Source organism: Janthinobacterium sp. SUN137 (assembly GCF_030587265.1).
GTDB lineage: Bacteria > Pseudomonadota > Gammaproteobacteria > Burkholderiales > Burkholderiaceae_D > Janthinobacterium > Janthinobacterium kumbetense.
The window spans coordinates 550,132-575,299 of sequence record NZ_JAPWHZ010000005.1; the positions used below are offsets into that span (position 1 = coordinate 550,132).

General features: G+C 61.1%; 17 protein-coding genes and 1 pseudogene. 8 read left to right on the forward strand and 10 right to left on the reverse strand.

Going from position 1 to position 25,168, the window contains the following annotated elements; genetic code table 11:
* Positions 1–67: 67 nt before the first annotated feature.
* The 5 genes from deoA to xapA form a co-directional block, all read right to left on the reverse strand.
* Entirely contained in the window at positions 68–1,390 is a 1,323-nt protein-coding gene (deoA, locus tag O3298_RS26445) for a thymidine phosphorylase (RefSeq protein ID WP_305060943.1), read from the reverse strand.
* Positions 1,391–1,464: 74 nt separating this feature from the next.
* Entirely contained in the window at positions 1,465–3,846 is a 2,382-nt protein-coding gene (locus O3298_RS26450; protein ID WP_369811632.1) for an aldehyde dehydrogenase family protein, read from the reverse strand.
* Positions 3,847–3,858: 12 nt separating this feature from the next.
* Positions 3,859–4,818: a deoxyribose-phosphate aldolase gene (gene deoC, locus O3298_RS26455; protein WP_099665370.1), complete on the reverse strand. Its 960-nt coding sequence runs from the start codon at positions 4,816–4,818 to the stop codon at positions 3,859–3,861.
* A complete protein-coding gene (locus O3298_RS26460; RefSeq protein WP_289917940.1) occupies positions 4,815–6,008 on the reverse strand; it encodes a phosphopentomutase in 1,194 nt (397 codons plus the stop codon). The genes deoC and O3298_RS26460 overlap by 4 nt, the downstream gene beginning before the upstream one ends.
* A gap of 117 nt (positions 6,009–6,125) precedes the next feature.
* Positions 6,126–6,965, reverse strand: coding sequence for a xanthosine phosphorylase (xapA, locus tag O3298_RS26465; RefSeq protein WP_099665372.1), 840 nt, complete (start codon positions 6,963–6,965; stop codon positions 6,126–6,128).
* Positions 6,966–7,345: 380 nt separating this feature from the next.
* Here xapA and O3298_RS26470 point away from each other — a divergent pair, with 380 nt between their 5' ends.
* The 7 genes from O3298_RS26470 to O3298_RS26500 all read left to right on the forward strand — a co-directional run bounded on the left by O3298_RS26470 (position 7,346) and on the right by O3298_RS26500 (position 15,462).
* Entirely contained in the window at positions 7,346–8,503 is a 1,158-nt protein-coding gene (locus O3298_RS26470; RefSeq protein WP_099665373.1) for a carbohydrate kinase, read from the forward strand.
* A 1-nt stretch (position 8,504) separates the two neighbouring features.
* A complete protein-coding gene (locus O3298_RS26475; RefSeq protein ID WP_099665374.1) occupies positions 8,505–9,434 on the forward strand; it encodes a pseudouridine-5'-phosphate glycosidase in 930 nt (309 codons plus the stop codon).
* 87 nt (positions 9,435–9,521) lie between these two features.
* On the forward strand, positions 9,522–10,424 hold the full coding sequence (locus O3298_RS26480) for a LysR family transcriptional regulator (protein ID WP_077400023.1): 903 nt from the start codon (positions 9,522–9,524) through the stop codon (positions 10,422–10,424).
* A 379-nt stretch (positions 10,425–10,803) separates the two neighbouring features.
* Positions 10,804–11,799, forward strand: coding sequence for a BMP family protein (locus tag O3298_RS26485; RefSeq protein WP_071325222.1), 996 nt, complete (start codon positions 10,804–10,806; stop codon positions 11,797–11,799).
* An 81-nt stretch (positions 11,800–11,880) separates the two neighbouring features.
* Positions 11,881–13,410 carry an ABC transporter ATP-binding protein gene (locus tag O3298_RS26490; protein ID WP_305060944.1) on the forward strand — a complete coding sequence of 510 codons (1,530 nt, stop codon included), beginning with the start codon at positions 11,881–11,883 and terminating at the stop codon, positions 13,408–13,410.
* The gene (locus tag O3298_RS26495) at positions 13,407–14,486 is read left to right on the forward strand and encodes an ABC transporter permease (protein ID WP_305060945.1); all 1,080 of its coding nucleotides are present in this window, start codon (positions 13,407–13,409) and stop codon (positions 14,484–14,486) included. The genes O3298_RS26490 and O3298_RS26495 overlap by 4 nt, the downstream gene beginning before the upstream one ends.
* 4 nt (positions 14,487–14,490) lie before the next feature.
* Positions 14,491–15,462 carry an ABC transporter permease gene (locus O3298_RS26500; RefSeq protein WP_034754516.1) on the forward strand — a complete coding sequence of 324 codons (972 nt, stop codon included), beginning with the start codon at positions 14,491–14,493 and terminating at the stop codon, positions 15,460–15,462.
* 419 nt (positions 15,463–15,881) lie between these two features.
* Here O3298_RS26500 and O3298_RS26505 read toward each other — a convergent pair.
* Positions 15,882–16,466: pseudogene (locus O3298_RS26505) on the reverse strand (NUDIX domain-containing protein); the annotation flags it as partial.
* An 85-nt stretch (positions 16,467–16,551) separates the two neighbouring features.
* On the opposite strand from O3298_RS26505, the gene O3298_RS26510 reads away from it, so the two are divergent.
* Positions 16,552–17,316 carry a DeoR/GlpR family DNA-binding transcription regulator gene (locus O3298_RS26510; protein ID WP_305060946.1) on the forward strand — a complete coding sequence of 255 codons (765 nt, stop codon included), beginning with the start codon at positions 16,552–16,554 and terminating at the stop codon, positions 17,314–17,316.
* Positions 17,317–17,351: 35 nt separating this feature from the next.
* Here O3298_RS26510 and O3298_RS26515 read toward each other — a convergent pair whose 3' ends face one another.
* The 4 genes from O3298_RS26515 to O3298_RS26530 all read right to left on the reverse strand — a co-directional run bounded on the left by O3298_RS26515 (position 17,352) and on the right by O3298_RS26530 (position 24,972).
* Positions 17,352–18,422 (reverse strand): S1/P1 nuclease, encoded by a 1,071-nt coding sequence (locus O3298_RS26515; RefSeq protein WP_305060947.1) that lies wholly within the window; start codon positions 18,420–18,422, stop codon positions 17,352–17,354.
* A gap of 2 nt (positions 18,423–18,424) precedes the next feature.
* Positions 18,425–19,654, reverse strand: coding sequence for a phospholipase D-like domain-containing protein (locus O3298_RS26520; protein WP_305060948.1), 1,230 nt, complete (start codon positions 19,652–19,654; stop codon positions 18,425–18,427).
* Positions 19,655–19,671: 17 nt separating this feature from the next.
* Positions 19,672–21,369, reverse strand: coding sequence for a bifunctional UDP-sugar hydrolase/5'-nucleotidase (locus O3298_RS26525; protein ID WP_305060949.1), 1,698 nt, complete (start codon positions 21,367–21,369; stop codon positions 19,672–19,674).
* A gap of 156 nt (positions 21,370–21,525) precedes the next feature.
* Entirely contained in the window at positions 21,526–24,972 is a 3,447-nt protein-coding gene (locus O3298_RS26530) for a TonB-dependent receptor (protein ID WP_289917929.1), read from the reverse strand.
* Positions 24,973–25,168: the final 196 nt, after the last annotated feature.

The window sequence follows — 25,168 nt, forward strand, 5'->3', positions numbered from 1 at the left end:
GGGGTCAGACCACCGCCGACACATAGCTTAGCGCTATCGCAAGCGGGGGTCTGACTCCGGTTTTCAACTACGGACGTATGGTACGGTAAATCACGGGATTGGCCGCCAGCGCCACCGCGCCGATGGCATACGCATCCTGGATTTCCTTGACGGCTTGCTGCGCCGCCGCTGCCGTGCGCGCGTGCACCATGGCCAGCGGCTGGCCGACAGCAACCTGCTCGCCCAGGCCCACCAGATCCGTCAGGCCGACGGCGAAATCGATGCTGTCCGTCGGACGGCGTCGGCCGCCGCCCAGGGCCACCACGGCCAGGCCGATGGCGCGGCAATCGCGCACGTTGGCGTAACCGGACGACAGCGCAGGCGCCGGCACGATGAATGGCGCCTGTTCCAGGTGCTTGTCCGGATGTTCGACCAGGTCGGCCGGGCCGCCCAGTGCTGACACCATGCGCGCAAAGCGCTCGGCTGCTTCGCCCGAATCGAGGGCCGCCATCAATTTCACGCGCGCCTCTTCCTCGGTGGCGGCCAAGCCGCCCAGCACCAGCATCTCGGCGCACAGCGCCAGGGTGACTTCATGCAGGCGCGCGGGACGCGAACGGCCCGTCAGGTAATCCATGGCGCCACGCACTTCCAGCGCATTGCCGGCGTACGGCGCCAGCGACTCGTTCATGTCCGTCAAAATCGCCGACGTCTGCATGCCCGCGCCATTGCCGACGGCGACGATGCTTTCGGCCAGTTCCACCGACTTGTCGTAGGTCGGCATGAAGGCGCCCGTGCCCACTTTCACGTCCATCACCAGCGCGTCCAGCCCGGCCGAGAGTTTCTTCGACAGGATGGAGCCGGTAATCATGGCCACCGATTCCACCGTGGCGGTGACGTCGCGGATGCTGTAGAAACGCTTGTCGGCCGGTGCCAGCTGCGCCGTCTGGCCGATGATGGCCACGCCCACTTCCTTGACCACCTTGCGGAACAATTCATTGTCCGGCACCGTGCAATAGCCTGGAATGGCGTCGAACTTGTCCAAGGTGCCGCCCGTGTGTCCCAGGCCGCGGCCCGAGATCATCGGCACGTAGCCGCCGCACGCGGCGACCATGGGGCCCAGCAGCAGGGAGACGACATCGCCCACGCCGCCCGTCGAATGCTTGTCGACGATGGGGCCCGGCAAGTTCAGCGAACGCCAGTCCAGCACCTGGCCGGAATCGCGCATGGCCAGGGTGAACGCCACGCGCTCGTCCATGTTCATGTCATTGAAATAGACGGCCATGCCCAGCGCCGCGATCTGGCCTTCGCTGACGCTGCCGTCAGTGATACCGCGCACGAAAAACTGGATTTCCTCGGCGCTCAGCACGCCCTTGTCGCGTTTCTTGCGAATGATTTCCTGGGTTAACAACATGGAATAACTCCAATCATGATATCTGGGGTCAGTCCCTGCGGATCTGACCCCAGCTTTGTAACGCTAGTGACCTATCAGACGCCGTAAGGAATCCACACGTTTTTCACTTGCGACGCATGCGCCAGCACGGCGCGGCCGCCGCTTTGCGCGGCGCTGTACCAGTCGCGGCCCTTGGCGCCGCCGACCCAGGTGCGCTTCAGGGAGCCGGCCGACAGGCGCTCGACTTCCGCGCAACCTTCGGCGGAACCGTCATGGCGCCAGACGGCGTCGATGTCGGCGTGCGTGGCCAGGGTGCGCGCCAGTTCATCGGCGTTGCCGCTGATGATGTTGACGACTCCGCCCGGCAAGTCGGACGTGTCGAACACCTGGTACAGGTCCAGCGCGGAGAGCGGATGCGCTTCCGACGGTACCACCACCACGCGGTTGCCCAGCGCGATGGCCGGCGCCACCAGCGAAATGAAGCCCAGCAAAGGCGCTTCGTTCGGGCAGACGATGCCGATCACGCCGACCGCTTCATTGAGCGCCACGGTGATGCCCTTGGTTGGCGGCTGGTGCGCCAGGCCGTCGTACTTGTCGGCCCAGGCGGCGTAGTAGAACAGGCGTTCGATCGATGCCTGCACTTCCTTTTCAGGATTTTTACTGCCCGTCATGGCAGCGATGCGGGCGGCAAATTCGTCGGCGCGCGCTGCCAGGTTTTCGGCGATGTAGTACAGCACTTGCGCGCGGTTGTGCGCCGTGGCGCTGGTCCAGCCGGACGCTTTATGGGCCGCTTCGACGGCATTGCGGATGTCCTTGCGGCTGCCCACGCCCACTTCGGCCAGCAGGGCGCCATTCGCGCCGAATACGGGCACGCTGTAGGCGCTGTCAGGGCGTGCCTGCTTGCCGCCGATGTACATCTTGGCCGTGCGGTCGATGGCGAACGGATCGGCTGCCGCCGGCTTTGCCGCCGCCTTGGCCTTGGCTTCTACCACCAGCAAGGCCGGACGCGCATCTTCGGCCAGGGCCGTCATGTATTCCAGCATGCCTTCGCGGCCGCCTTCACGGCCGAAGCCCGATTCGCGGTAGCCGCCGAAGCCGCACGCCGCGTCGAACTGGTTGGCGCTGTTGATCCACACCACGCCAGCCTTGATGGCAGGCGCGATGTCCAGCGCCAGGCTGATCGACTCGGTCCACACGCTGGCGGCCAGGCCGTACACCGTGTTGTTCGCCAGTTGCACCGCTTCAGGCGGCGTGCGGAAGCTCATCGCCACCAGCACGGGGCCGAAGATTTCAGCTTGCGCCACGGCGGCGGAAGTGGACGCGCCCGTGATCAGGGTCGGCGGGAACCACGAACCGTCCGCCGGCAATTCGCACGCCGGTTGCCATACGTCGCAGCCTTCGGCACGGGCCGAATCGACCAGCGCAGCGATGCGCTGGCGCTGCACAGGGTCGACCAGCGCGCCCACGTCCATCGATTTGTCCAGGGGCGAACCGAGGCGCAGGTTTTCCATGCGCGCGCGTACCTTGTTCAGGAAGCGCTCCTGGATCGACTCCTGCACCAGCAGGCGCGAACCGGCGCAGCACACTTGCCCCTGGTTGAACCAGATCGAATCGACCAGGCCTTCCACGGCGCCGTCCAGGTCCGCGTCTTCGAAGACGATGAACGGCGACTTGCCGCCCAATTCGAGGGACAGCTTCTTGCCGCTGCCGGCCGTCGCCTCGCGAATCAAACGGCCCACTTCCGTGGAACCCGTAAACGCGATCTTGTCGACGCCCGGATGGTTGACGATGGCCGAGCCCACGCGGCCGTCGCCCGTGACGATATTGACCACGCCAGCCGGCACACCCGCCTGCACGCACAATTCGGCGAACAGCATGGCCGTCAGCGACGTGAATTCGGCCGGTTTGAAGACCACCGTGTTACCCGCGGCCAGGGCAGGGGCGATTTTCCACGACAGCATCAGCAGCGGGAAATTCCACGGCACGATCTGGCCCACCACGCCCACGGCGCGGTAGTCGGCGAATTCTTCCGACTGCAGCTGCGCCCAGCCGGCGTGATGGTAGAAATGGCGCGCGGCCAGCGGCAGGTCGATATCGCGCGTTTCGCGGATGGTCTTGCCGTTGTCCAGGGTTTCCAGCACGGCGAACAGGCGCGAATGCTTTTGCAGCAGGCGGGCCAGCGCGTACATGACTTTGGCGCGGCCGTGACCACCCATGCCTTGCCATACGGGCAGCGCGCGGCGCGCCGCTTCCACGGCGCGTTCCACGTCAGCATCGGTGGCTTGCGTCAGCTCGGCCAGTTGCGTGCCGTCGGCTGGGTTGGTCGAGGCGAACAGCTCGGCCGGTTCGCTCCAGGCATTGTCGATGAACAAACCGAATGTGCGCTGGTGGCCGTCGAGCCACGCCTGCGCTTCTTTTTGACTTTCGGGAGCAGGGCCGTAGTCCATAGTATTGAGAATCTCGTTAATTGTTGGCATGACGATTGTTCTTTAAGGTTGTGCGTGACGATGATTGGCCGAGTAGCTGCCGGTGACGTAGTGCTCGAGCTGGCGCTCGATGTCGGTCAGCAGGCTGGAAGCGCCGATGCGGAACAGGTGCGGCTGCAGCCATTCGTTGCCCAGCTCTTCCTTCATCAGGGTCAGGTATTGCAGCGCGCTCTTGGCCGAGCTGACGCCGCCGGCCGGCTTGAAGCCCACCTGGAAACCCGTCTGCTCGTGGTATTCGCGGATCGTGCGCACCATCGTCAGGGCCACGGGGATGGTGGCGTTCACGCCCTCCTTGCCGGTGGAAGTCTTGATGAAATCGGCGCCGGCCATCATGCAGACCCACGACGCCTTGGCCACGTTTTCCATCGTCAGCAAGTCGCCCGTGGCAAGAATCGCCTTCACGTGCGCTTCGCCGCAAGCCTTGCGGTAGGCCAGCATTTCGTCGTACAGCACTTGCCAGTTACCGTTCAGGACGTGCTGGCGCGTGATGACGATATCGATTTCCGAGGCGCCGGCGGCGACCGACAGTTCGATCTCGCGCAGCTTCGTTTCCATGCTCGTCAAGCCGGCGGGGAAACCCGTCGACACGGCGGCGATGGGCAAGCGGCCCTGGATGACTTTCACGGCCGGCTGGATCATCTCGTGGTACACGCACACGGCGCCGGTACTCAGTTCCGTCAAGCCCAGTGCCTCCATCAGGTCGGCGCGCAGCGGGCGCATGGCCTTCATGCACAGGCGTTCCACGCGGCCCGGAGTATCGTCGCCGCCCAGGGTGGTCAGGTCGATCATCTGGATGGCTTTCACCAGCCAGGCGGCCTGGTATTCCTTTTTCACCGTACGGCGGTTCGCCAGGCTGGCCGCGCGGCGGTCCGTCGCGGCGCGGTTGACGCGGATCTGGTTGATCCAGCCCAGATCGAGGCCAACGGCCTCGTTACGCTTGAATTCGGGGTGCATGAGTGTCATAACAAGCTGGTTCCATTAGCAAGTGGTGGTACGCCAAGGTGCTTGGCGAGGGTTTGGCCAATATCGGAGAACGTCTCGGAAATACCCAGTGCGCGCGGAGCGACGCCGGGGCCGAAGAAGATCATCGGAATGTGTTCGCGGGTGTGGTCGGAGCCGTGCCAGGTAGGGTCGCAGCCATGGTCGGCGGTGATCACGACCAGGTCGCCTTCCTTGAGCTTGGCCATGAATTCCGGCAGGCGCGCATCCATTTCGCGCAGCGCGTCGGCATAGCCTTCGACGTTGCGGCGGTGGCCGAAGGCCTGGTCGAAATCGACGAAGTTCACAAAAGTGAGCGACTTGTCCTGCACTTCATCGGCCGTCTTCAACAGCGCTTCGAACAGCGCCATGTTGTCGACGCCCTTCACGACGCGCGAGATGCCCTGGGTGGCGAAAATGTCGCTGATCTTGCCCAGGCCGACGACTTCGCCGCCCGCATCCTTGACGTGGTCGAGCAGGGTCTTGCTTGGCGGCGCAACGGCGTAATCGTGGCGGTTGGAAGTGCGCGTGTAGTTGCCATTGCTGCCGGTGAACGGGCGGGCGATCACGCGGCCGATGTTGTACGGTTCGACCAGCTTGAAGGCCATTTCGCACACTTCATACAGGCGCTCGAGGCCGAACGACTCTTCGTGCGCGGCGATCTGCATCACCGAGTCGCCCGAGGTATAGATAATCAGCTTGCCGGTGGCGACGTGTTCATCGCCATGCTTGTTGATGATGTCCGTGCCCGAGGCATGGCAGTCGCCGAGGAAGCCTGGCACGCCGGACATGGCTTTCAGCTTGTCGGTCAGGTCGGCCGGGAACGACGGCGTCGTGCGGGGGAAGTAGCCCCAGTCGAATTCGACAGGCACACCGGCGATTTCCCAGTGGCCGCTCTGCGTGTCCTTGCCGGTGGAGCGCTCGCGCGCCGCGCCGTAGGCGCCGGTGAAACCGTCGCGCTGGTCGAAGCCCGTGGCCCATTCGCCGCTGGCCAGGTGCGCCGCGGCGCCCAGGCCCAGGCGTTCCATGTTCGGGAGTTTCAAGGTCTTGCCGCTTTTGGCGACAGTGCTGGCAATATGGCCAAAGGTATTGGCACCTGCGTCGCCATACTTGGCGGCGTCTGGCGTCGCGCCAAGGCCGAAGGAATCAAGCAGGAGGATAAATGCGCGTGACATGATAAGGCTCGCTTTAGGAGTGATGCGAAGATGATGCGAACAGTGTAGGCCGGATTTTCCCGGCCTGCCGCGCGGCAGCGCCGGTGGCCGGCGCGCCGCTACTGCATAAAAAAGTGCTTAGGCTTGCGGTTTTTCAGCGACTTTGGAGAGGAAAGCCAGGATCAGCTTGACCAGGTCTTTGGCGCCGATGGCCGCGTATTTCAGGGTTTGTTCGTGCGACAGGGCGAATGGCGACATGCCTTCGGCCAGGTTGGTGATGACGGACACGCCCACCACTTTCAGGTCGCAATGACGGGCCGACACCACTTCCGGCACCACCGACATGCCGACCGTGTCGGCGCCCAGGCGGGCCATCATGCGGATTTCCGCAGCCGTCTCGAAGTTCGGGCCTGGGTAGGCGACGAACACGCCTTCGTGCAGGGTGATGCCGTTCGTGGCGGCCGTGTCCTTGACCAGGTTGCGCAGGTCCGCATCGTAGGCGTTGGCCATGCTGAAGAAGCGCGGGCCGAAGCGGTCGTCGTTCGGGCCGACCATCGGTGTGCCTGGCAACAGGTTGATGTGGTCGCTGATGGCGACCAGGCTGCCGGCGTCCACTTCAGGGCGCAGGGAACCGGCGGCGTTGGTGACGAACAGCATTTCGCAGCCCAGCAGTTTCAGGGTGCGGATGGCGCTCGTCATGACACCCATGCCATAGCCTTCGTAGAAGTGGCCACGGCCCTTCATGCAGACGACGGCGACGCCCGACAGGGTGCCGACCACCAGTTCGCCGGCGTGGCCGTGCACGGTGCTGATCGGGAAGCCTGGCAATTCGTCAAAGCTGATGCTGACGGCATCCGTCATCTGCTCGGCCAACACACCCAGGCCGGAGCCGAGGATCATCGCCACGCGCGGCTTGAAATTTGCAGGAGCGCGGGCACGGATGATTTCGGCGGCGTGGAAAGGGCTGTTGTTCGACATGGTTATCCTCTGATTGACTAATGATGATGGGTTGCTGCCTGTGCGGCCGAGCCCAATGAAGGACTGCGGCCCAGGTATCGGCTAAGTATGGTGTTACAGGTATATCGAAATGCGTATTGCCACTATTTGCCGCCACTATGCATCAAACGGAATATGTATGGCAAATACCATTTTTCTTGCCCATTTATACAATTCAAATATAAATGGCCGACATTATAGTCCAGGCAAGCCCAGACCTGCCATGCCCCGAAAATGCATGCATACAAGCTCCATACGACCGCTTTTCGCGCACGCCTGACACGGGCTTGACATGGGCTTGACACGAGAAAGACAAATGTTTACAGTCGCAGACAAATGTTTAAACCTTCAGCGAAAACCTTGTGACCGATACCAATAAAAAAGACCAGCTGTACACGCTGATCCGCAACAACCCCTTCATCTCGCAGCAAGACCTGGCGAGCGAACTGGGCTTGTCGCGCTCGGCCGTCGCCGGCCACATCGCCGGTTTGATCCGCGAACGACGCCTGCTGGGACGCGCCTATGTGCTGCCGGACAGCCGTCCCGTGCTGTGCATAGGCGCCGCCAACCTCGACCGCAAGATGCGCACGCTGGCGACCTTGCAGATGGGCACCTCGAATCCCGTGCGCTCGGAAGAAGTGTTTGGCGGCGTCGGCCGCAACATCGCGGAAAACCTGGCCCGCCTGTCCATTCCCGTCGCCCTGCTGACGGCGCTGGGCGACGATGCGGCCGGCCACGCGCTGCAGACGCACGCGGAAGACGCAGGCATCGACATGCGCGGCAGCTTGCATTTGAGCAACACCAGCAGCGGCACCTATACGGCCGTGCTCGACGAACATGGCGAAATGCTGCTGGCGATGGCCAACATGCAACTCTACGAACAGCTGACACCCGCCTTTTTGCACAGCCGCCAGCCGCAGCGCGCGGCCGCCGCCCTCACCGTCTGCGACCTGAACCTGGGCCACGACAGCGTGCAGGCGCTGCTGGCCGATGCGCGCCAGGACGCCGCCCATGCGACGCCGCTGGTCATCGTCGCCGTCTCGCAGCCGAAGATGGCGCACCTGCCGCAAGACCTGACAGGCTTGCATTTGCTGATCCTCAACCGTGGCGAACTGGAAACGCGCGTGGCGCGGGCCTTGCCCACGGCGTTCGAAGTGCGCGCCGCCTGCCGCGAAGTGCAGCGCCAGGGCGCGCGCCAGGTGATCGTCACCTGCGGCGGCGAAGGCGTGTACTTCACGGATGGCGACAGCCTGGACGCGCCTGTCGTGCACCTGGCCGCGCGCGAAGTGGATGCCGTCGACGTGACGGGCGCCGGCGACGCGTTTTCCGCCGCCGTCTGCTGGTCGCTGTACCACGACAGCAGCGATTTGAAACTGGCATGCCGGCGCGGCCTGAAACTGGCCGCCATGACCCTGGAATCGGCGGCCACCGTCTCCCCCCAGATTTCCGCCGGCGCGCTCGACAACATTGACGACGCCGACCTGGCGCCGCCCCCCCCTACCCTCTTTCAACAGGATTAACATGACTCAATTACAGAATTTCCTCTTGTTCTCGCAAGAAGTGCTCGACGCGCGCGCCGCCGGCAAGGCCATCGTGGCGCTGGAATCGACCATCATTTCGCACGGCATGCCGTATCCGCAAAACGTGGAAATGGCGCGCGAAGTGGAGCAGATCATCCGTGACGGCGGCGCCGTGCCGGCCACCATCGCCATCATCGGCGGAAAGATCTGCGTGGGCTTGTCGCCTGAGCAACTGGAATTGCTGGGCACCTCGCCCGACGCCATGAAAGTCAGCCGCCGCGACCTGCCGTTCGTCCTGTCGCAGGGTAAACTGGGTGCCACCACCGTGGCCGCCACCATGATCTGCGCGGAACTGGCGGGTATTTCCGTGTTCGTCACGGGCGGCATCGGCGGCGTGCACCGCGGCGCGGAAACGAGCTTCGACATTTCCGCCGACTTGCAGGAACTGGCGCAAACGTCGGTCGCCGTCGTCTGCGCGGGCGTGAAATCCATCCTCGACATCGGCCTGACCCTGGAATACCTGGAAACCCATGGCGTGCCCGTCATCAGCGTGGGCCAGGAAGGCTTCCCCGCCTTCTTCACGCGCGAAAGCGGTTTCAAGGCCGATTTCCGCCTCGATACGGCCGCCGAACAGGCTGCCTTCATCGGCACCAAGTGGCAACTGGGCTTGAAAGGCGGCGTGATCGTCAGCAACCCCGTACCGGCCGCGCAAGCCATGCCCAAGGAAGAAATCGACGCCATCACCACGCAGGCGCTGCAGGAAGCGGATGCGGGTGGCGTGAAGGGCAAGCAAGTCACGCCATTCCTCTTGTCGCGCATCAAGCAGCTGACGGATGGCCGCAGCCTGGCGACGAATATCGCGCTGGTCAAGCACAATGCCCAGGTCGGTACGGCGCTGGCCATTGCCATGCAGGCAGTCGTGGCACGATAATAGGACTGCTGTAAAGAAAGCGCGCATGCCGGCATCCAGGTCTGCGCGCCGTTCCATCGCCTAGCACCACGCAACGCCAAGGAAAGCATGTCCATCGATCTGAAACAGTTAAAGTATTTTCTTGCCGTTGCCGAGGAGAAAAGCTTCAGCCGCGCCGCCGAGCGCCTGCATATCTCGCAGCCGCCCCTGAGCCAGCAGATCATGAAACTGGAAAGCGAACTGGGCGTACGCCTGTTTGCGCGCACCACGCGCACGTTCGAACTGACCGTGGCGGGCAAGGCGCTGATGAACGAGGCGGCCGACCTGCTGGCCAAGATGCGCATGACCATCGACACCATCCGCCAGATCGACCGCGGCGAAGTGGGCCGCTTGCGCGTGGGCATCGTCGGCTCGGCCATGTGGGGCCCCATCCCCAGCCTGCTGGAAGAATTCCAGACCAAATTTCCCCGCGTCAGCTGGACCATCCATGAATTTGGTCCCACGGTGCAATACGAAGCCTTGCGCGCCAAGCAAATCGACGTGGGCTTCTGGCGCGAACCCAAGCTCAACGACGACGACTTGCGTCACGACAATTTACGCCAGGAACTGTGTTTCCGCGAAAACGTCTGCGTGGCCGTCAATGAACACCACCCGCTGGCAAAAAACACGTCCATCGAACTGATCGACATCGCCCACGAACCGATGCTGACCCTGAACCTCGACAAATCCGCGTTTCCCCGCTATCTGGTGCAATGTTGCATCAATGCCGGCTTCGAACCAGTGATCTTCCAGGAAGCGAGCGAGCCGCAAACCCTGCTGGCCATGGTGGGCGCGGGCCTGGGCGTGACCCTGGTGCCGGAAACGACGAGCCGCATCGGCTGGCCCGGCGTCGTTTTTCTGCCGATCAAGACCAATCCGCCGTCGGCCAACCTGTATATCAGCTACACCACGCTGGACGACGCGCCCGTCGTACGGGCCTTCTTGAATATCCTGAATCCCCCCGCCGCCTGAAGCCGCAATTTATATGGCTTTCATATAAATAACTAAACAAAAACGTATTTGTCATACATATCTGGCATGATGCATAGTGATTCGGACGCCCATCGCGGCGCCGGTCCCGTGCTTGCCCTGCCCGTCAACTGACGGCGCATCCCAGCCCGCTCCGGCAGCCCCCTTCGATGTTGTACGTATAAAAGACACGGGGTCGACTGTTGCATGAGCATCACATTGTCGACATAAAAGCAGTCAAGGCCAGCAATGATCTTGTGCAATACAGTGCAATGTTAATAAGGAATTATCACCTCGTGCATCAAAAACAGGCTAAATCGGCCCCAAATTATATGTTTCACCTATAAAAAATATACAATATCGATCTTCCAGGAGCCAATTCATGAAACTTACACAATTTAGTTTGACGATCGCAGCCGTATTTCTGACTGCTCAAGCGTCCGCGGCTACCCCAAAACTGGGTGTCGTGTATGACGCGGGCGGCAAGTTTGACAAGTCGTTCAACCAATCCGCTTTCGAAGGCGCCTCGCGCTTCAAAAAAGACACGGGCATTTCCTTCATCGAAGTGCAAGCCTCCAGCGATACGCAAGCCGAGCAAGTCATGCGTGGCCTGGCCCGCAAGAAACTCGACATGATCGCGGCCATCGGCTTTGCGCAAACGCAAGCCGTGCAAAAGGTCGCCAAGGAATTTCCGAACGTAAAATTCGTGCTGATCGACGGCCAGGCCGCCGGCAGCAACGTCAATTCCGTCGTCTTCAAGGAAGAAGAAGGCTCCTACCTGGTGGGCGTGGCCGCGGCCATGGCCAGCAAGAGCAAGAAGGTCGGCTTCATCGGCGGCATCGATATTCCCCTGATCCGCAACTTCGCCTGCGGCTACGCGCAAGGCGTCAAGGCTGTGAACACAAAGGCGGAAATCACGCAAAACATGGTCGGCACCACGTCCGGCGCCTGGAATGACCCGGCCAAGGGCGGCGAACTGGCCCGCTCGCAATTCGAACGCGGCGTCGATGTCGTCTTCGCCGTCGCTGGTGGCAGCGGCATGGGTACCCTGCAAATGGCCAAGGAAAAAGGCAAGCTGGCCATCGGCGTCGATTCGAACCAGAATCATCTGTATCCAGGCAGCATCCTGACCTCGATGGTCAAGCGCGTCGACAACACCGTCTATGACAGCTTCATGCAAGTCAAGAACGGCACCTGGAAGGGCGGCGTCAGCTATAAAGGCTTGAAAGAAGGCGGCGTGGATTGGGCGCTCGATGCGAACAACCGCAAGCTGATTACGCCGGAAATCGAAAAGCGCGTGTTGGGTGCGCGTAAGGACATTATCGATGGCAAGATCAAAGTGATCGATTACCGCGTCGGCAGCAGCTGCCCGGTTTAATTTTTCTCCGTATCTTTTAGCGCGCCGCCGGAGCCAGTCTCCGCGCGGCGCGTTTCCATGAAACTATCCAGTTATGAACCTATGCAGCCAGCAGTAGAATTTCGCAGCATTTCCAAGCAGTTTGGACATGTGAAGGCGAACGCCGACGTCAGCTTCTCCATCGCCAAGGGCAGTATCCACGGCCTGGTGGGGGAAAACGGCGCCGGCAAATCGACCTTGATGAGCATCCTGTACGGGTATTACCGTGCCGACGGCGGAGAAATCTTGCTCGACGGAAAAGTACAACCGATCCGCAACAGCCAGGAAGCGATCAACCTCGGCATCGGCATGGTGCACCAGCACTTCATGCTGGTCGAGAACTTCACCGTCCTCGACAATATCATGCTGGGCACGGAAGGCGGTTTTCGCCTGGCCAGCCACCGCACGGAAGCGGAAGCGAAGTTGCGCGAGATTTGCGCCCGCTACCGCCTCGACGTCGACCCGCTGGCGAAGATCGAAGACCTCTCCGTCGGCGCGCAGCAGCGCGTGGAAATCCTCAAGCAGATTTACCGCAGCGCCAATATCCTGATCCTCGACGAGCCGACAGCCGTGCTGACGGCCCAGGAAACGGCTTCGCTGTTTGAAATCTTGCGCCTGTTCAAGGAACAAGGCAAGACCATCATCTTGATCACGCACAAGCTGCAAGAGATCCTGGAAATCACCGACAACGTCACCGTCATGCGCGGCGGCACGGTGGTGGGCGCCGTCGCCACGGCCAGCACCTCGAAAGAGGAACTGGCCAACATGATGGTCGGCCGCCCCATCCAGAGCCACTTGCCCCGCGCACCGTACAATCCGGGCGCCACGGTGCTGGAAGTTGACGGTTTACAACTGGCTGACGACCAGCAAGTCAAATTGCTGGCCGACATAGGTTTTAATCTGCGCGCCGGCGAAATCGTCGCCATCGCGGGCGTGTCGGGCAATGGCCAGAGCGAACTGCTGGAAATCCTGTCCGGCATGCGTTTGCCGACGTCGGGCAAGCTGCGCTTCCTGGACAAGGACTTGCCGTTTGCCAAGCGCCACGATGCCGACGGCTTGCCGCTGGCCTTCCGCGAACTGGGCATCGCCCACATTCCGGAAGACCGCTTGCGCGATGGCGTGGTGAAAAATTTTTCCGTCATGCAAAACACCATCCTCGGTTACCAGGACCGCCTGAAAAACCGCTGGGGCCTGTTCAACTTCAAGGCCATCGGCGCCCGCTGCGCGGAACTGCTGAAAACCTTCGACGTGCGTCCGGCCAATCCGGATCTGCGCATCGGCCTGCTGTCGGGCGGTAACCAGCAAAAAGTGGTGATCGCGCGCGAAGTGCTGGCCAAGCCGAAACTGATGCTGGTGGGCCAGCCCACGCGCGGCGTCGACATCGGCACCATCGAAAGCATCCATACGCAATTGCTGGCCCTGCGCGACGCGGGCGTGGCGATCCTGCTGGTCTCCGTCGAACTGGAAGAAGTGCGGGCGCTGGCCGACCGCATTCTCGTCATGTGCGGCGGACGCATCACCGGCGAACTGAAAATTGAAGAATTCGATACCACCCGCATCGGTCTGTTGATGGGGGGAATGCACAAATCATGAATAACGACTTGCCACGCTGGGCGACAGCCTTTGTCATGCCCATGTTAAACCTGCTGTCGGCCTTGCTGGTCTCAGCCCTGGTGATCTATATGCTGGGCGAAGACCCGGCCGAATCGCTGGGTATTCTCGTCAATAGCGCCGTCCTCAATCCGGAAGGCTTGAGCTACACCCTGTTCTACGCCAGTACCTTCATCTTCACGGGCCTGTCCGTGTCCGTGGCGATGCAGGCCGGCCTGTTCAATATCGGTTCCGAAGGCCAGATGTACATCGGCGGCCTGGGTATCACATGCGCCATGCTGGCGTTCGATCAATCGCTGTCCGCCTGGGCCTTGATTCCCGTGGCCATGATTAGTGCAGCCGTCTTTGGTGCACTGTGGGGTTTCCTGCCCGGCTATCTGCAAGCCAAGCGGGGCAGCCACATCGTGGTCACCACCATCATGTTCAACTACATTGCATCCTCGCTCATGAATTCTGTGATCGTGCGATACCTGATCCCCCCGGGCGAGCAGAACACGGCCAGCCGCGTATTTGCGGAAAGCGGCGAAATGCCGCGCCTCTCCACCTGGTTCCCGTCGCTGGGCGACACGCCGCTGAACATCAGCTTTGTCCTGGCAATCGCTGCGCTGGCGATCTATGGCGTGATGGTCTGGCGCTCGTCGTGGGGCTTCAAGCTGCGCGCCACGGGCCTCAACAAGCATGCGGCCCACTACGCGGGCGTGTCGATCAGCAAGATGATCATCATCGTCATGCTGATCTCGGGCGCGCTGGCGGGCCTCGGCGCCGTCAATTCCATCATGGGTTCGACGCACTACCTGTCGCTGAACTTCGTGGGCGGCGCCGGCTTCATCGGCATCGCCATCGCCCTGATGGGCCGCCAGCATCCGGTCGGCATCTTCCTGTCGGCCGTGCTGTTCGGCGCGCTGATACAGGGCGGTTTCGACTTGTCGCTGGAAAAACCGAATATCCCGACGGAAACTTTCATTTTCATCCAGGGCTTGATCATCCTGTTCTGCGGCGCCATGGAAAACTTCTACGCACCGGCCATTTCCGCCCTGCTCAAGCGCACCAAAGGCTAACACCATGACACTCGACGACTTTCAATTCGCCAGCATCCTGGTATCGACCGTGCGCAATGCGCCCGTCCTGATCTTTGCCGCCATGGCCGGCCTGTTTGCCGAACGCAGCGGCATGATCGACATCGGCCTGGAAGGCAAGATCCTGGCCAGCGCCTTCGCTTCCGCCGCCGTGGCCTACACGACGCAAAACCCGTATTACGGCATGGCTGCCGGCATGCTCGTCTGCGTCGCGCTCGCCCTGCTACAAGCGTATGTCAGCATCACGCAAAAGGGCAACCAGCTGGTGGCCGGCATGGCGATCAACATCGCCATGAGCGGACTGACGTTTGTTCTGGCGCAATTCTTCTTCCAGCAAGGCGGCCGCACGCCCGACCTCGGTTCGGCGCGGCTGTTCGACGTGGTCTTGCCGGGTACGCAATACGTGGAACACATCCCCTTCATCGGCTGGGTGTACGCCCACCTGATCGGCGGCCATTCCATCCTCGTCTACGTGGCATTCCTGCTGATTCCGCTCGTGCACTGGCTGCTGTACCACACGCGCTTCGGCCTGCGCCTGCGCGCCTGCGGCGAAAACCCGCACGCGGCCGACTCGGCCGGCGTGAGCGTGGAAGCGACGCGCTACCTGGCCATGCTGGTGGCCGGCATCCTGTGCTCGTTCTCGGGCGCATATCTTGCCATCGTGCAAAGCGGCTTCTTCCTGCGCGACATGTCGGCCGGCGCCGGCTACCTGGCCCTGACGGCCATGGTGTTCGGCAACTGGCGTCCCGTCTACACCTTCCTCGGCTGTTTGATGTTCGGCTTCTTTGCCGCCATCCAGATCCAGATTGAAGGCGTGGACTTGCCCGTCGTGGGCCGCATCCCCGGCTCGCTGATCCAGATGGTGCCGTACGTGGTCACCGTGATCGTGCTGGCGGGCTTGATGGCGAAATCCATCGCGCCGAAGGCCATCGGTATCCCCTTTGTGAAGTCCCGTTAAGAGGCTATCACATCATAAAAAAGCGAAGCCCGCGGGCTTCGCTTTTTTTACGCCTGCGCAATCTCGTCCAGCGAGAAATACACGGCCAGGCCCAAGTTGCGCGCCACCGCCACCATCTGGTCGGCTCCCTGGGAAGCGCCACCGATGCGCAGCACGGCATCGCAATGGCTGAGTAAACGCGTCGCATGCGCGTGGAACAACTCTTCATACACGGCGTCGCCCACCCGGGTGGAACCGGCCAGCGCCAGCATGGGCAAGGCCAGCCATTCACCGAGCACGGGCATGTGTCCCTTGGCATACAGGGGCAGGCAGACGGCTTGCATGGCGTCCACATTGCGCTGCATCAAGATGGGGTCGTCGTCCGTGCCGGAACGATACGGGCCAGCTACTAAAATCTGCAGTCCTCTTTTGCGCGGCATCAAGTGCAACTGCGCATGCTGCAGCAGCATGATGGTCTTGCCGTCGCAGATGCGGCCATCGGCCACCATCTGCAGCGCTTGCGCCAGGGGCAGTTCCAGCACTTCGATATCCTCGCCCTCGTGCGCCAGACCGCCGCCGTCGCCGATGCGGCTGGCCGGATCGTACTCTGCGACAAAAAAATGCAGGCGCTCCGTCACGGAACCGGGACTCATGAAAGCCTCGAACACTTTATGCACGGCGCCCACCGTATAGCCCGTTTCTTCTTCCACCTCGGCGCGGATGCGCTGCTCCGCGCTGGCCTCTTCCAGCAAGCCGGCCGCCGATTCGATGAGGAAACCGTCGTGGCCTTCGCGGTAGGTGGGAAAGCGGAACTGGCGGATCAAAATCACCGTACGTTTGACTTTGTTGTAGAGCAAGATGGTGGCGCCATCGCCCCGGTCATAGGTTTCCCGCGTCTGCGTCTGCCATTGCCCATCACGGCGCAGATAGTCGAACGTGGTTTTCTGCAATAAATACCAGTCGTGCGACAGGGTCTGCACGCCGTGGATGCGGACCCGTTCCTGCTTGCTATTTTCTTCGCGCATAGTGTCTCCTTGTGCTTGTATATGCTTGCCTTTGCCGACTTTATCATGCAAACTCGTGCAATATCAAGAAAATACAAGAAAAAACATGCTGACACATCAACGCAAACAATACCTGCTGGACTTGCTCCAACGCGAAGGCCAGATCGTCGCCAAGGCCGTCAGCGATAGCCTGGGCTTGTCGGAAGACACGATACGCCGCGACCTGCGCGAACTGGCGAAAGAGGGTCTATTGGAGCGCGTGCACGGCGGCGCCCTGCCCTTGCTGCCCCGTTCGCCCGCGCTGGCGCCGTTTTCCGGGCGCGAACAGATTTCGCTGGAAGCCAAGCCCGCCATCGGCCGCGCAGCGGGCGCCATGATACAAACGGGACAAGTGGTGTTTCTCGATGGCGGCACGACTGCCGTGCAACTGGCGCGCCAGCTGCCGCGGGAATTGCGCGCCACCATCGTCACGCACAGCCCTTCGATTGCCGTCGAACTGGTGAATCACCCCGGCGTCGAGGTCCTGATGCTGGGCGGGCGCCTGTACAAGCACTCGATCGTGGGTGTCGGTGCGGCAACCGTGGAAGCCATCGGCCGCATCCGCGCCGACCTGTACTTCATGGGTGTGTCCAGCCTGCATCCACAAGCGGGCATCACTACGGGGGATCATGAAGAAGCGTGCGTGAAACGCGCGCTGAGCGAAGCGTCCAGCCGCACTGTCGTGCTGGCTTCGCCGGAAAAGTTCAATACGGCCTCGCCGTTTCAAATCGTCCCCTTGAGCCAGGTCAACGACATCATCGTTCACCGCGACGTGGAAGACGCCCTGGTCGCGCCCTACCGCGAGATGGGGATCAGCATCACCCTGGCATGAAAAAAGCGGCCCGCAGGCCGCTTTCGCATGACACTTTACTGCGGCCAGATCGCCTGCAGCACGGCGGCCAGACGATAGCCCGCCTCGATCAGCTGCTGCTTCGCCAGCGCCGAGCTGGGCACGGGATAATTGTCCGGCACGTTCAAGTTCCACACATTGTAGACATCGCCCTTGCGGCTGGTCTGCTGCGTGGCCGGGCCGGCCTCCACGTCCGTGAAGGCAATCTTTGACGCCGCCAGCGAGGCATCGGCCCATTGATACGGCCAGGTGGCGGGGTCGCCAGTATTGACGCTGACCACAGGCGCGCTGGCGATCACGGTGCGCGCGAACTGCTGCGGCGTGCGCGTGCTCAGGCGGCGTATGGCGTAATCGACGACGGTCGTGTCCCAATACGCATGCAGGGGCTTGGTGGGCGACTTCGGATACGCGCTGGAGGGCTTGGCTACGCCATCCTCGGCCGGTAGCGGTGCGGGGATCACGGCATCCGACAGCGCCGTCATCTTCGCCTCGTCGAGCAGCAAGTCGTTGCCGCCGCGCGCATTGAAAATGGTGACATCGTCAATCTGCGCCTGCGTGGCGGGCACGAAAAACTGGCCATCCTTGCCGACAAACGCATTGCCCACATGCAATGGCTGGTGGATATCACCGACCAGGTGCGTGATCAAAATCAAAGCTTCGCGCTGGCTGAAGCCGTGCGGATTACTGGCTGCATCATCCTTGCCTTGCAACACCAGGATCGCCTGCTTGAGCGTCTGCACGATATCGTCGTCGGCCGTGCCCACGCCATGGTCGTGGTAATGCGCGTTTTGAAAAGGCACGTTCGTGTAATGGTATTCGCCATGCTTGGGATTCGCCGCGACATAGGTCAACATTTCGGGCGATTGCGGACCGCAATACGTGCCCTTCACGCAATCGGGCCAGTTGGCGATCTTTTCCAGGCTTTCGCCGGGCAACAGCAATTTCTCCAGCCGCGCCTGCGCCGCGCTGCCCTTGAGCAACTGATCGGCGATGGCGCCCACGGCGCGGTGGCCGTCGTTGCCCCAGGCCAGCACATTGCCGGAGGAGAAAACCGCGCCCAGCGCCAGCACGGTCAACAGTTTTTTCATGTTCACTCCTTGCCTTGCGGCGCCGCCTTGGCCGGCTTCGGATATTGCTTGTTGATATCGATAGGCTGGGCATACGCCGAGCTCCACGTCTGCTCATGCAGCGCGGCAATACGCTGCGCCATGGCATCGTTGCGCAGCACCACTTCCAGGTTGCGCGACAGGTCGAAATAGCCGCCCGCCCAATTGCTCGTGCCGACCCAGGCCAGCTTGCCGTCGATGCTCATGGTCTTGCTGTGGATCACGCGCGCGAACGGGATAAAACCCGTCGACGCCGTGGGTATCGTCACGATGCGGATTTCCACGTTCGGCACCAGGGCCAGGCTTTTCAAGTAAGCGATGGCGGGCGCCTCCGTGTTCCAGGCGGACACCATCAGCTTGATCTTCACGCCACGCTGGGCAGCCGCGCGCACGGCATTGTCGATCACGGCGTAATACGGCCGCGTGCGGTTCTGGCCGTAGGACAGCGGGGCATAGTCGAGCAGCTGGATGCGCACTTCGCTTTTCGCTTCCGCCAGCAAGGCGGGCAAGCCCGTTTCCGAGTCCCCCACGCCGGCCGGGTTGTAGGCATTCGGGCTGGCCAGCAGGAAGGCGTTTTGCGCGTAGTTGGCAGGCACGATCTTGCTGTTGAGCACCGTGGCACGGCTGCCTTGCGACGTCAATGCCTGGGCTTGCCAATCCTGCTCGAAAATCGCTTGCACCTGGCTCACCATGCCTGGCTCCGTGATCTTCAAGCCCGTCTCATGGATGTGCTCGAACGAGCGCCAGTCGAAATTCTGGCTGCCGATGTATGCCACCTGGCCATCGACGGCCAGGTATTTCGCGTGCACGATGCCATTGCCCGTGATTTTATTGAAATCGATGAGGCGCAAGTCCAGGTTCGGAATCGCCTTGATCCGGTCGATGGTGGCCGCTTCGGACAGGCCCACGCCCTTCTGGTCCAGCAGGAAGCGGATTTTCACGCCGCGCTGGCCTGCGGCCGTCAGGCTCGCCAGCACTTTTTCAAAGGCCGTGCCCGGCTTGCTGACGGCATAGAACTGGGCAATGACGATTTCTTTCTTGGCCGAATCAAACAGCTCGCTCCACACGGTAACGGGCTCGCGCAGGTCGGGATTCGTCAAGCTCGTTTCCACGGGCGAGGTGTGCACCAGCTCAAAGCCGGGAATCGTGAAATCGGCGTGGGCCGTGCCTACGAACAGACTGGAGAGAACGACAGAAACAAATAAACGACGCATGGTTATTCCTTGTAATGTTATTTGACGCGCACGATGCGGCCGGCCGCCGTGGCGCTGCCAGCCGGCTTGCCGGCGCGCGCTCGGTCGATCAGGTAATTGCTGAAGGCGTCGATGTCGCGCACGCCCGTGTCCAGGCGGCGCGTGCCGGCCGCCAGCACGGTGAAGCGGTCGCCGCCACCGGCCAGGAAACTGTTGGCGGCGACTCGGTATTGTTGATTGTCATCAATGACGACGCCATTGAGCATGATGCTGCCCGGCAGCACGCGCTGGCCTTGCGGCTGCGTGCTATCCCAACGGTAGCTAAAACCTTCGGACACTTGCAGCAGATTGCCCTCGCCGGCCTCTTCGCCCGGCCATTGCTGCTCGAGCAAGGTACGGATTTGCGCGCCGGAAAGACTCACGACGATCAGGGTATTGCCAAACGGCACCACGGCCTGGTTCTGGCCCACGTTCGTCATCAAGTTGGCGCCTGCTTCCAGGTCCTTGCGGATGCCGCCATTGTTCATCAGGCCAATTTGCGCGCCGGCTGCGCGCGCGCCAAATAAGGTGCTGTCGGCCACCAGGTCGCCCAGCGGGGATGCGCCGCCGCCCTTGGTGCTGCGGCCCACGGTGGGCACGGCGATGGCGGCCACGGGACGCGACAATTCGGCCGCGCTGCGCTGCTTCACCGATTCCAGGTAAGCTGCCACGGCCGGGTCCGGTTCATACATGCCTGGCAGCATGACCACGTTTTGCGCACTGGCATCGATCAGCGCATTCTTGACGGGATCGACCTTGAGCTTGATGCGCGTCAACATGTGTCCGCCCATTTGCGCTTGCGTCACCAGGCGGCCATCTACACGGCACAGATAACCCTGGTGCGAATGGCCGCTGATGACCAACTGAATCGCCGGATCGAGACGTTTCACCACATCCACCACTTCGCCCTTCAGCTGGCTGCAATCGGGCTGGTCGACGGCTTCCTTGGTCTCGCCGCCCTGGTGCAGCAGCACGACGAACACGCCCACGCCCTGCGCGCGCAGCTGCGGCAAGGTGGCGTTGATGGCATCCGCTTCATCACCAAACTGCAAACCGGCAATGCCTGCGGCCGTCACCACGGATGGCGTATCTTTCAGCACGGCGCCGATCAAACCCACCTTGACGCCATGCGCCTCTTCGATGCGGTAGGCGGGCAGCAAGGACTTGCCCGTCTGCGTGTCGATGACATTGGCCGCCATATAGGTATAGCTGGCGCCCTTGAAATCGGGTGTGAACTTGCATGCCTTGTCGGCGCGCGACGAGTCGCAACCTCCGCGCTGCTGGCGCAGCAATTCCGCCTTGCCCTGGTCAAATTCATGGTTGCCGACGGAACTGGCCTTCATGCCCAGCATGTTCATGGCAACGATGCTCGGTTCGTCGGCCCACAGGGCCGACATGGCGGGGCTGGCGCCGACCAGGTCGCCATTGCCGACAAAAATCAGCTGCGCGTCTTCGCGCCGCCACGCCGTCAATGCGCCGGACAAGGTATCGATGCCACCGGCCTGCACCGTCTTGCGCTCGGCATCGGCAACGCTCGTGTAGGTAAATTTGCTGCGGTCGAGATTGCCGTGAAAATCGTTCAGGGCGACCAGGTTGATATCAACGGGCGCCGCGGAAGGCGTAGGAGGCGTGGCGCAGGCGGCCAGCAGCAAGGTCAGGGCCGCCGCTGCGGCGAGTGGTGTCAGATGATGTTTCATGGTCCCCACGTAGTCATCGTTGTCAAAAGAATCTGTCTCATCCGGGGGGACGCCGCGCGCCGCAAGCCCATCCGAGCATTACAAGAAAGCAGAACATAAACGAAAAAACGGCCGGTGTCGCCACCAGCCGTTTGCAACTTCAATCAAGCGTCGAGATTAGAACTCGTACTTGACCGTAGCCTGGATCGCCCATTGGGACTCACCCTTGTTTTGACGCACATCATAGTTTTCCACTTTGTCGCGGACTTGGTAGATGTAACGGCCTTGAGCATCGAGACCTGCGAAGTCAACAAAGCTGCGTGCCTGACCGCCACCGGATTGGAAGCCGATTTCATTGATACGGCCCCACTTGCGGTTGATCATGTTGCCCACGTTGAAGAAGTCCATCGTGAACACGCCTTTATTGCCTTTGAAGAAGCCTGGTACTTCCTGGCTGATACGCATATCGAAGCTGTTGGTCCATGGTGCGAAGCTGCCATTACGGGAAGCAACACCACCAGCGGATTTTTTCAGATCCGGGTTGCTGTTGACGAAAGCCCAGAAACGGTCTTCGTTGGCATGGTTGGTCGCGGTGTCGTTACGGAACACCACTTCACCCGAACCTGGTTTCGATGGAATGTACATCAGGTCGTTACCCTGCACGCCGTCGCCGTTCAAGTCATTGTTGACGGTCCAGCTGTAAGGCTTGCCCTTGCGGCCTTCATAGAACAGGCCGAAGCTTGTTTTGTAGGTACCGAAGAAACGTTTTTGCCAGTTGATCATGGCATTGAAACGGTCTTTCACCAGGTAGCTCGAGTTCGCCGCCACTTCTTCATTTGGATTGAAGATACTGCGGGCGTTGAAGTTCGAATTCGAAACCGACGACGTCAGTGGCGACACTTCCGTTGCATCCGTGTAGGTGTAGGCAACCGACCAGCCGAAGCCTTTGGTCATTGGCTGGCTCAGCGACAGAGTCACCAGATTGCCTTCTCCCTTGTCCGTTTTCTTGGCAACGAGAACGTTGTTGTAGGCCGTATTTTTCAGAGCACGCGACACAGCCCCCCCGCAAACCGGAGCCGCCGACGAGCTCAACGAGCCAGTGGCAGTCCAGCAATCGGTATTATAGGCATTGGCCGAATAGTACAGATTACGTCCATCCGAACCCTTTGCCGTCGGTGTACCCAAGTTCAGGTGCTCGTAGTAAATCGCATCCTTGTTCTTGGTGCGCAGGTATTCGGCACCGAAAACCAGACCCATCCATGGCAATTCATGTTCGAACGCCAGGTTGGCTTTCCAGATCGATGGCTGGCGCAGGTTTGGCGACAGGAAGTCGACGTTGGCGGCGCCATCACCGATAAAGACTGGTTGCTTGTCAGGATCAGGGTTGAACAGGCCGCCTACGGTCGTACACGGCTTGAAACTACCGCCGCAACCAACGACGCGGGTCGCCATGCCGGAGTTTGCAAACGGGTTCGACATCCACACGGTCGCCGCCGCACCTTGGAACAGGCCGGCACCACCACGGATTTGCGTCGGACGGGCACTGTCAAACGTATAGTTAAAGCCGACACGCGGCTGTACCAGGGTCTGGCCATCGATGGTCTGGGTATTGTCCAGGCCAAAACCACCTGTCTGCGCCGTACCGCCCAGGCCCGTGCGGCCCCCCGTGGCGACGCCTGCCACCATCGGCGCGGCTGCGGCCGCATTGCGCGCAGGACGCTCGCCTATGGCGGCTTTATCCACACGCACGCCGTACTGGACGGTCAGGCGCTTGTTGACAGACCACACATCCTGCAGGAACAAGCCATAATTTTTCAGGCTGAAATCGGCGGCAGCGCCTTCAATTGTGCCGCCCACGACTGGAATCTGCACCTGGTACGAGCTAGGACGGCCAAGGCGGAAGTTTTCCAGGATCGCTTGCTGGATAATTTCGGGCGACGAAGCAGTCTTGCCGCCGCAGGTCACGCTACCAAACGAATACTTGTAGGTTGCCGAGCTATTCGTGCAATTGAATGTGTAATTGCCGTTGATGTTCTGGGCAAACAGGTTATACACATCGTTCTTGCTGTAATCGCCGCCAAACTTGACTTCATGATCACCCACAGCCCAGTTCGCGCCCAGATAGGCATCTTTGGTCTTGGTGGTCAGCACATTCAGCTGGCGGCTCATTTCCGTACCGAAGTTCAAGAAACGGTTATCGGTAGGAACGCCGGCTGGCGTGCCGGCAGGATTGGCACCACTAAATTGCAGGCCAATCGCTGGCAGGCGTGCGTTGTTCGTTGGCGTGCTTTCATAATCGCGCGACGACACCTTGAACTCGGTCGAGAAAGCCGGCGTCCAGTCAGCAAACCATTGGCCGACAACGGTTTCGATCTTCTTATTCTGCGTGTACCAGTAAGAATTGAGCGACAGGCCAGTGGCCGACACGCCAGGGAACATCGGCTCGGATTGGTCCGTTTTCGAATAACGTACCATGGCGCGATGGTTATCGTTGATATTCCAGTCCAGTTTCAACAGGGTATCGTTCACCAGCAGCTGAGTGCCAGCTGGGATTGCCGTGGTACCGATATCGAGGCCACCGTAGTTATTCTTGGCGATCGCTTGCGCTGCCGCAATTGCGGCATCGGAAATACCGACGTTGGTTTTGTTGCTGCCCAGTGGGCCAAACGATGGCGCGGTGCGCGTGCTTTCCAGGCGCTCTTTATTGGCGAAGAAGAACAGTTTGTCCTTGATCAATGGGCCGCCGACGGTAACGCCCTTGGTCGTTTCGCGGAATGGCTCAGGGGAGCTATAGGTGTCTTTGTTATTATCATAACGATCACCAGCCATCTTGTCGTTACGGAAAACGAAATAGGCGCTGCCTTTGAATTCGTTGGTACCCGACTTGGTCACGGCATTGATGTTGGCGCCCGTATAGCCTTTTTGCGTCACGTCATAGTTGGCGACGTTGACTTGCACGGACTGGATCGCCTCGATCGAAATCGGTTGCTTGGCGGTCGGGCTGCCATTCGATTCCAGGCCGAAGGTGTCGTTCACTGCCACGCCATCGATGGTCATCGAGTTGTAGCGCGAGTTTTGACCGGCGACGGACAATTCGCCACGCTCTTTGTCGGTTTGCGATACGCGTGGGTCGGAACGGGCATAATCTTGCAGATTACGTTGGATCGACGCTTGCATGGCCAGCTCGGTTGGACCGATGCTGGTACCGGCGCCCATGTTGGATTTGCTGAACTTATCCGAACGGCCAGCACTGCCAGTCACGCTCACGGTTTGCATCGGCGCGCCGAGGGTGGCGTCCACACTGGCCGTTTCAGCCAGTTGCACGTACACGCCTTCGCGTTTCTCAACTTGACCGTTCTTGGTCACGGTGATCGTGTAAGGGCCACCGGCACGCAAGCCGCGCGCGACGTAGCGGCCTTCCGCATCGGTCGTCACATTGCTGACGGAACCCGACTCGGTATGCACGATGGTGACAGTGGCGCCGGCTGCCGGCTGGCCGTCGGTGGAGGAAATGCGTCCGCCAATGGAGGAGGTAGTGTTCTGTGCGATCGATGGTATCGTCGCCAGTGCAATAGACAGGCTGAACGCGATTTGCGTTAGCCGAAGTCGTTTGTGATTGATCATCTTTAACCCCAGAAAAGACTATTATTTTTGAAAATCCTGGTTTGCCCCACCGTCCGGCTGCGCCGCACAGCAAAACAAACACAACATTTCCTCTTTACGATGCTGCAACTGTTACGCCGGCGGGACTGGCTGCGGTCCTGACAAGACCATCACAAAACGCCGCTCCACACATCACAACCATTCCTATTCAGACAAT

Excerpts from the sequence above, each read along its gene's own strand:
- O3298_RS26475 (WP_099665374.1), top strand. The coding sequence starts at position 8,505 with ATGACTCAATTACAGAATTTCCTCTTGTTCTCGCAAGAAGTGCTCGAC.
- O3298_RS26515 (WP_305060947.1), bottom strand. The coding sequence starts at position 18,422 with ATGAAAAAACTGTTGACCGTGCTGGCGCTGGGCGCGGTTTTCTCCTCC.
- O3298_RS26500 (WP_034754516.1), top strand. The coding sequence starts at position 14,491 with ATGACACTCGACGACTTTCAATTCGCCAGCATCCTGGTATCGACCGTG.
- O3298_RS26495 (WP_305060945.1), top strand. The coding sequence starts at position 13,407 with ATGAATAACGACTTGCCACGCTGGGCGACAGCCTTTGTCATGCCCATG.
- O3298_RS26530 (WP_289917929.1), bottom strand. The coding sequence starts at position 24,972 with ATGATCAATCACAAACGACTTCGGCTAACGCAAATCGCGTTCAGCCTG.
- O3298_RS26525 (WP_305060949.1), bottom strand. The coding sequence starts at position 21,369 with ATGAAACATCATCTGACACCACTCGCCGCAGCGGCGGCCCTGACCTTG.
- deoC (WP_099665370.1), bottom strand. The coding sequence starts at position 4,818 with ATGACACTCATGCACCCCGAATTCAAGCGTAACGAGGCCGTTGGCCTC.
- O3298_RS26450 (WP_369811632.1), bottom strand. The coding sequence starts at position 3,846 with ATGCCAACAATTAACGAGATTCTCAATACTATGGACTACGGCCCTGCT.
- O3298_RS26460 (WP_289917940.1), bottom strand. The coding sequence starts at position 6,008 with ATGTCACGCGCATTTATCCTCCTGCTTGATTCCTTCGGCCTTGGCGCG.
- O3298_RS26480 (WP_077400023.1), top strand. The coding sequence starts at position 9,522 with ATGTCCATCGATCTGAAACAGTTAAAGTATTTTCTTGCCGTTGCCGAG.
- O3298_RS26485 (WP_071325222.1), top strand. The coding sequence starts at position 10,804 with ATGAAACTTACACAATTTAGTTTGACGATCGCAGCCGTATTTCTGACT.
- O3298_RS26520 (WP_305060948.1), bottom strand. The coding sequence starts at position 19,654 with ATGCGTCGTTTATTTGTTTCTGTCGTTCTCTCCAGTCTGTTCGTAGGC.
- O3298_RS26490 (WP_305060944.1), top strand. The coding sequence starts at position 11,881 with ATGCAGCCAGCAGTAGAATTTCGCAGCATTTCCAAGCAGTTTGGACAT.
- xapA (WP_099665372.1), bottom strand. The coding sequence starts at position 6,965 with ATGTCGAACAACAGCCCTTTCCACGCCGCCGAAATCATCCGTGCCCGC.
- O3298_RS26510 (WP_305060946.1), top strand. The coding sequence starts at position 16,552 with ATGCTGACACATCAACGCAAACAATACCTGCTGGACTTGCTCCAACGC.
- deoA (WP_305060943.1), bottom strand. The coding sequence starts at position 1,390 with ATGTTGTTAACCCAGGAAATCATTCGCAAGAAACGCGACAAGGGCGTG.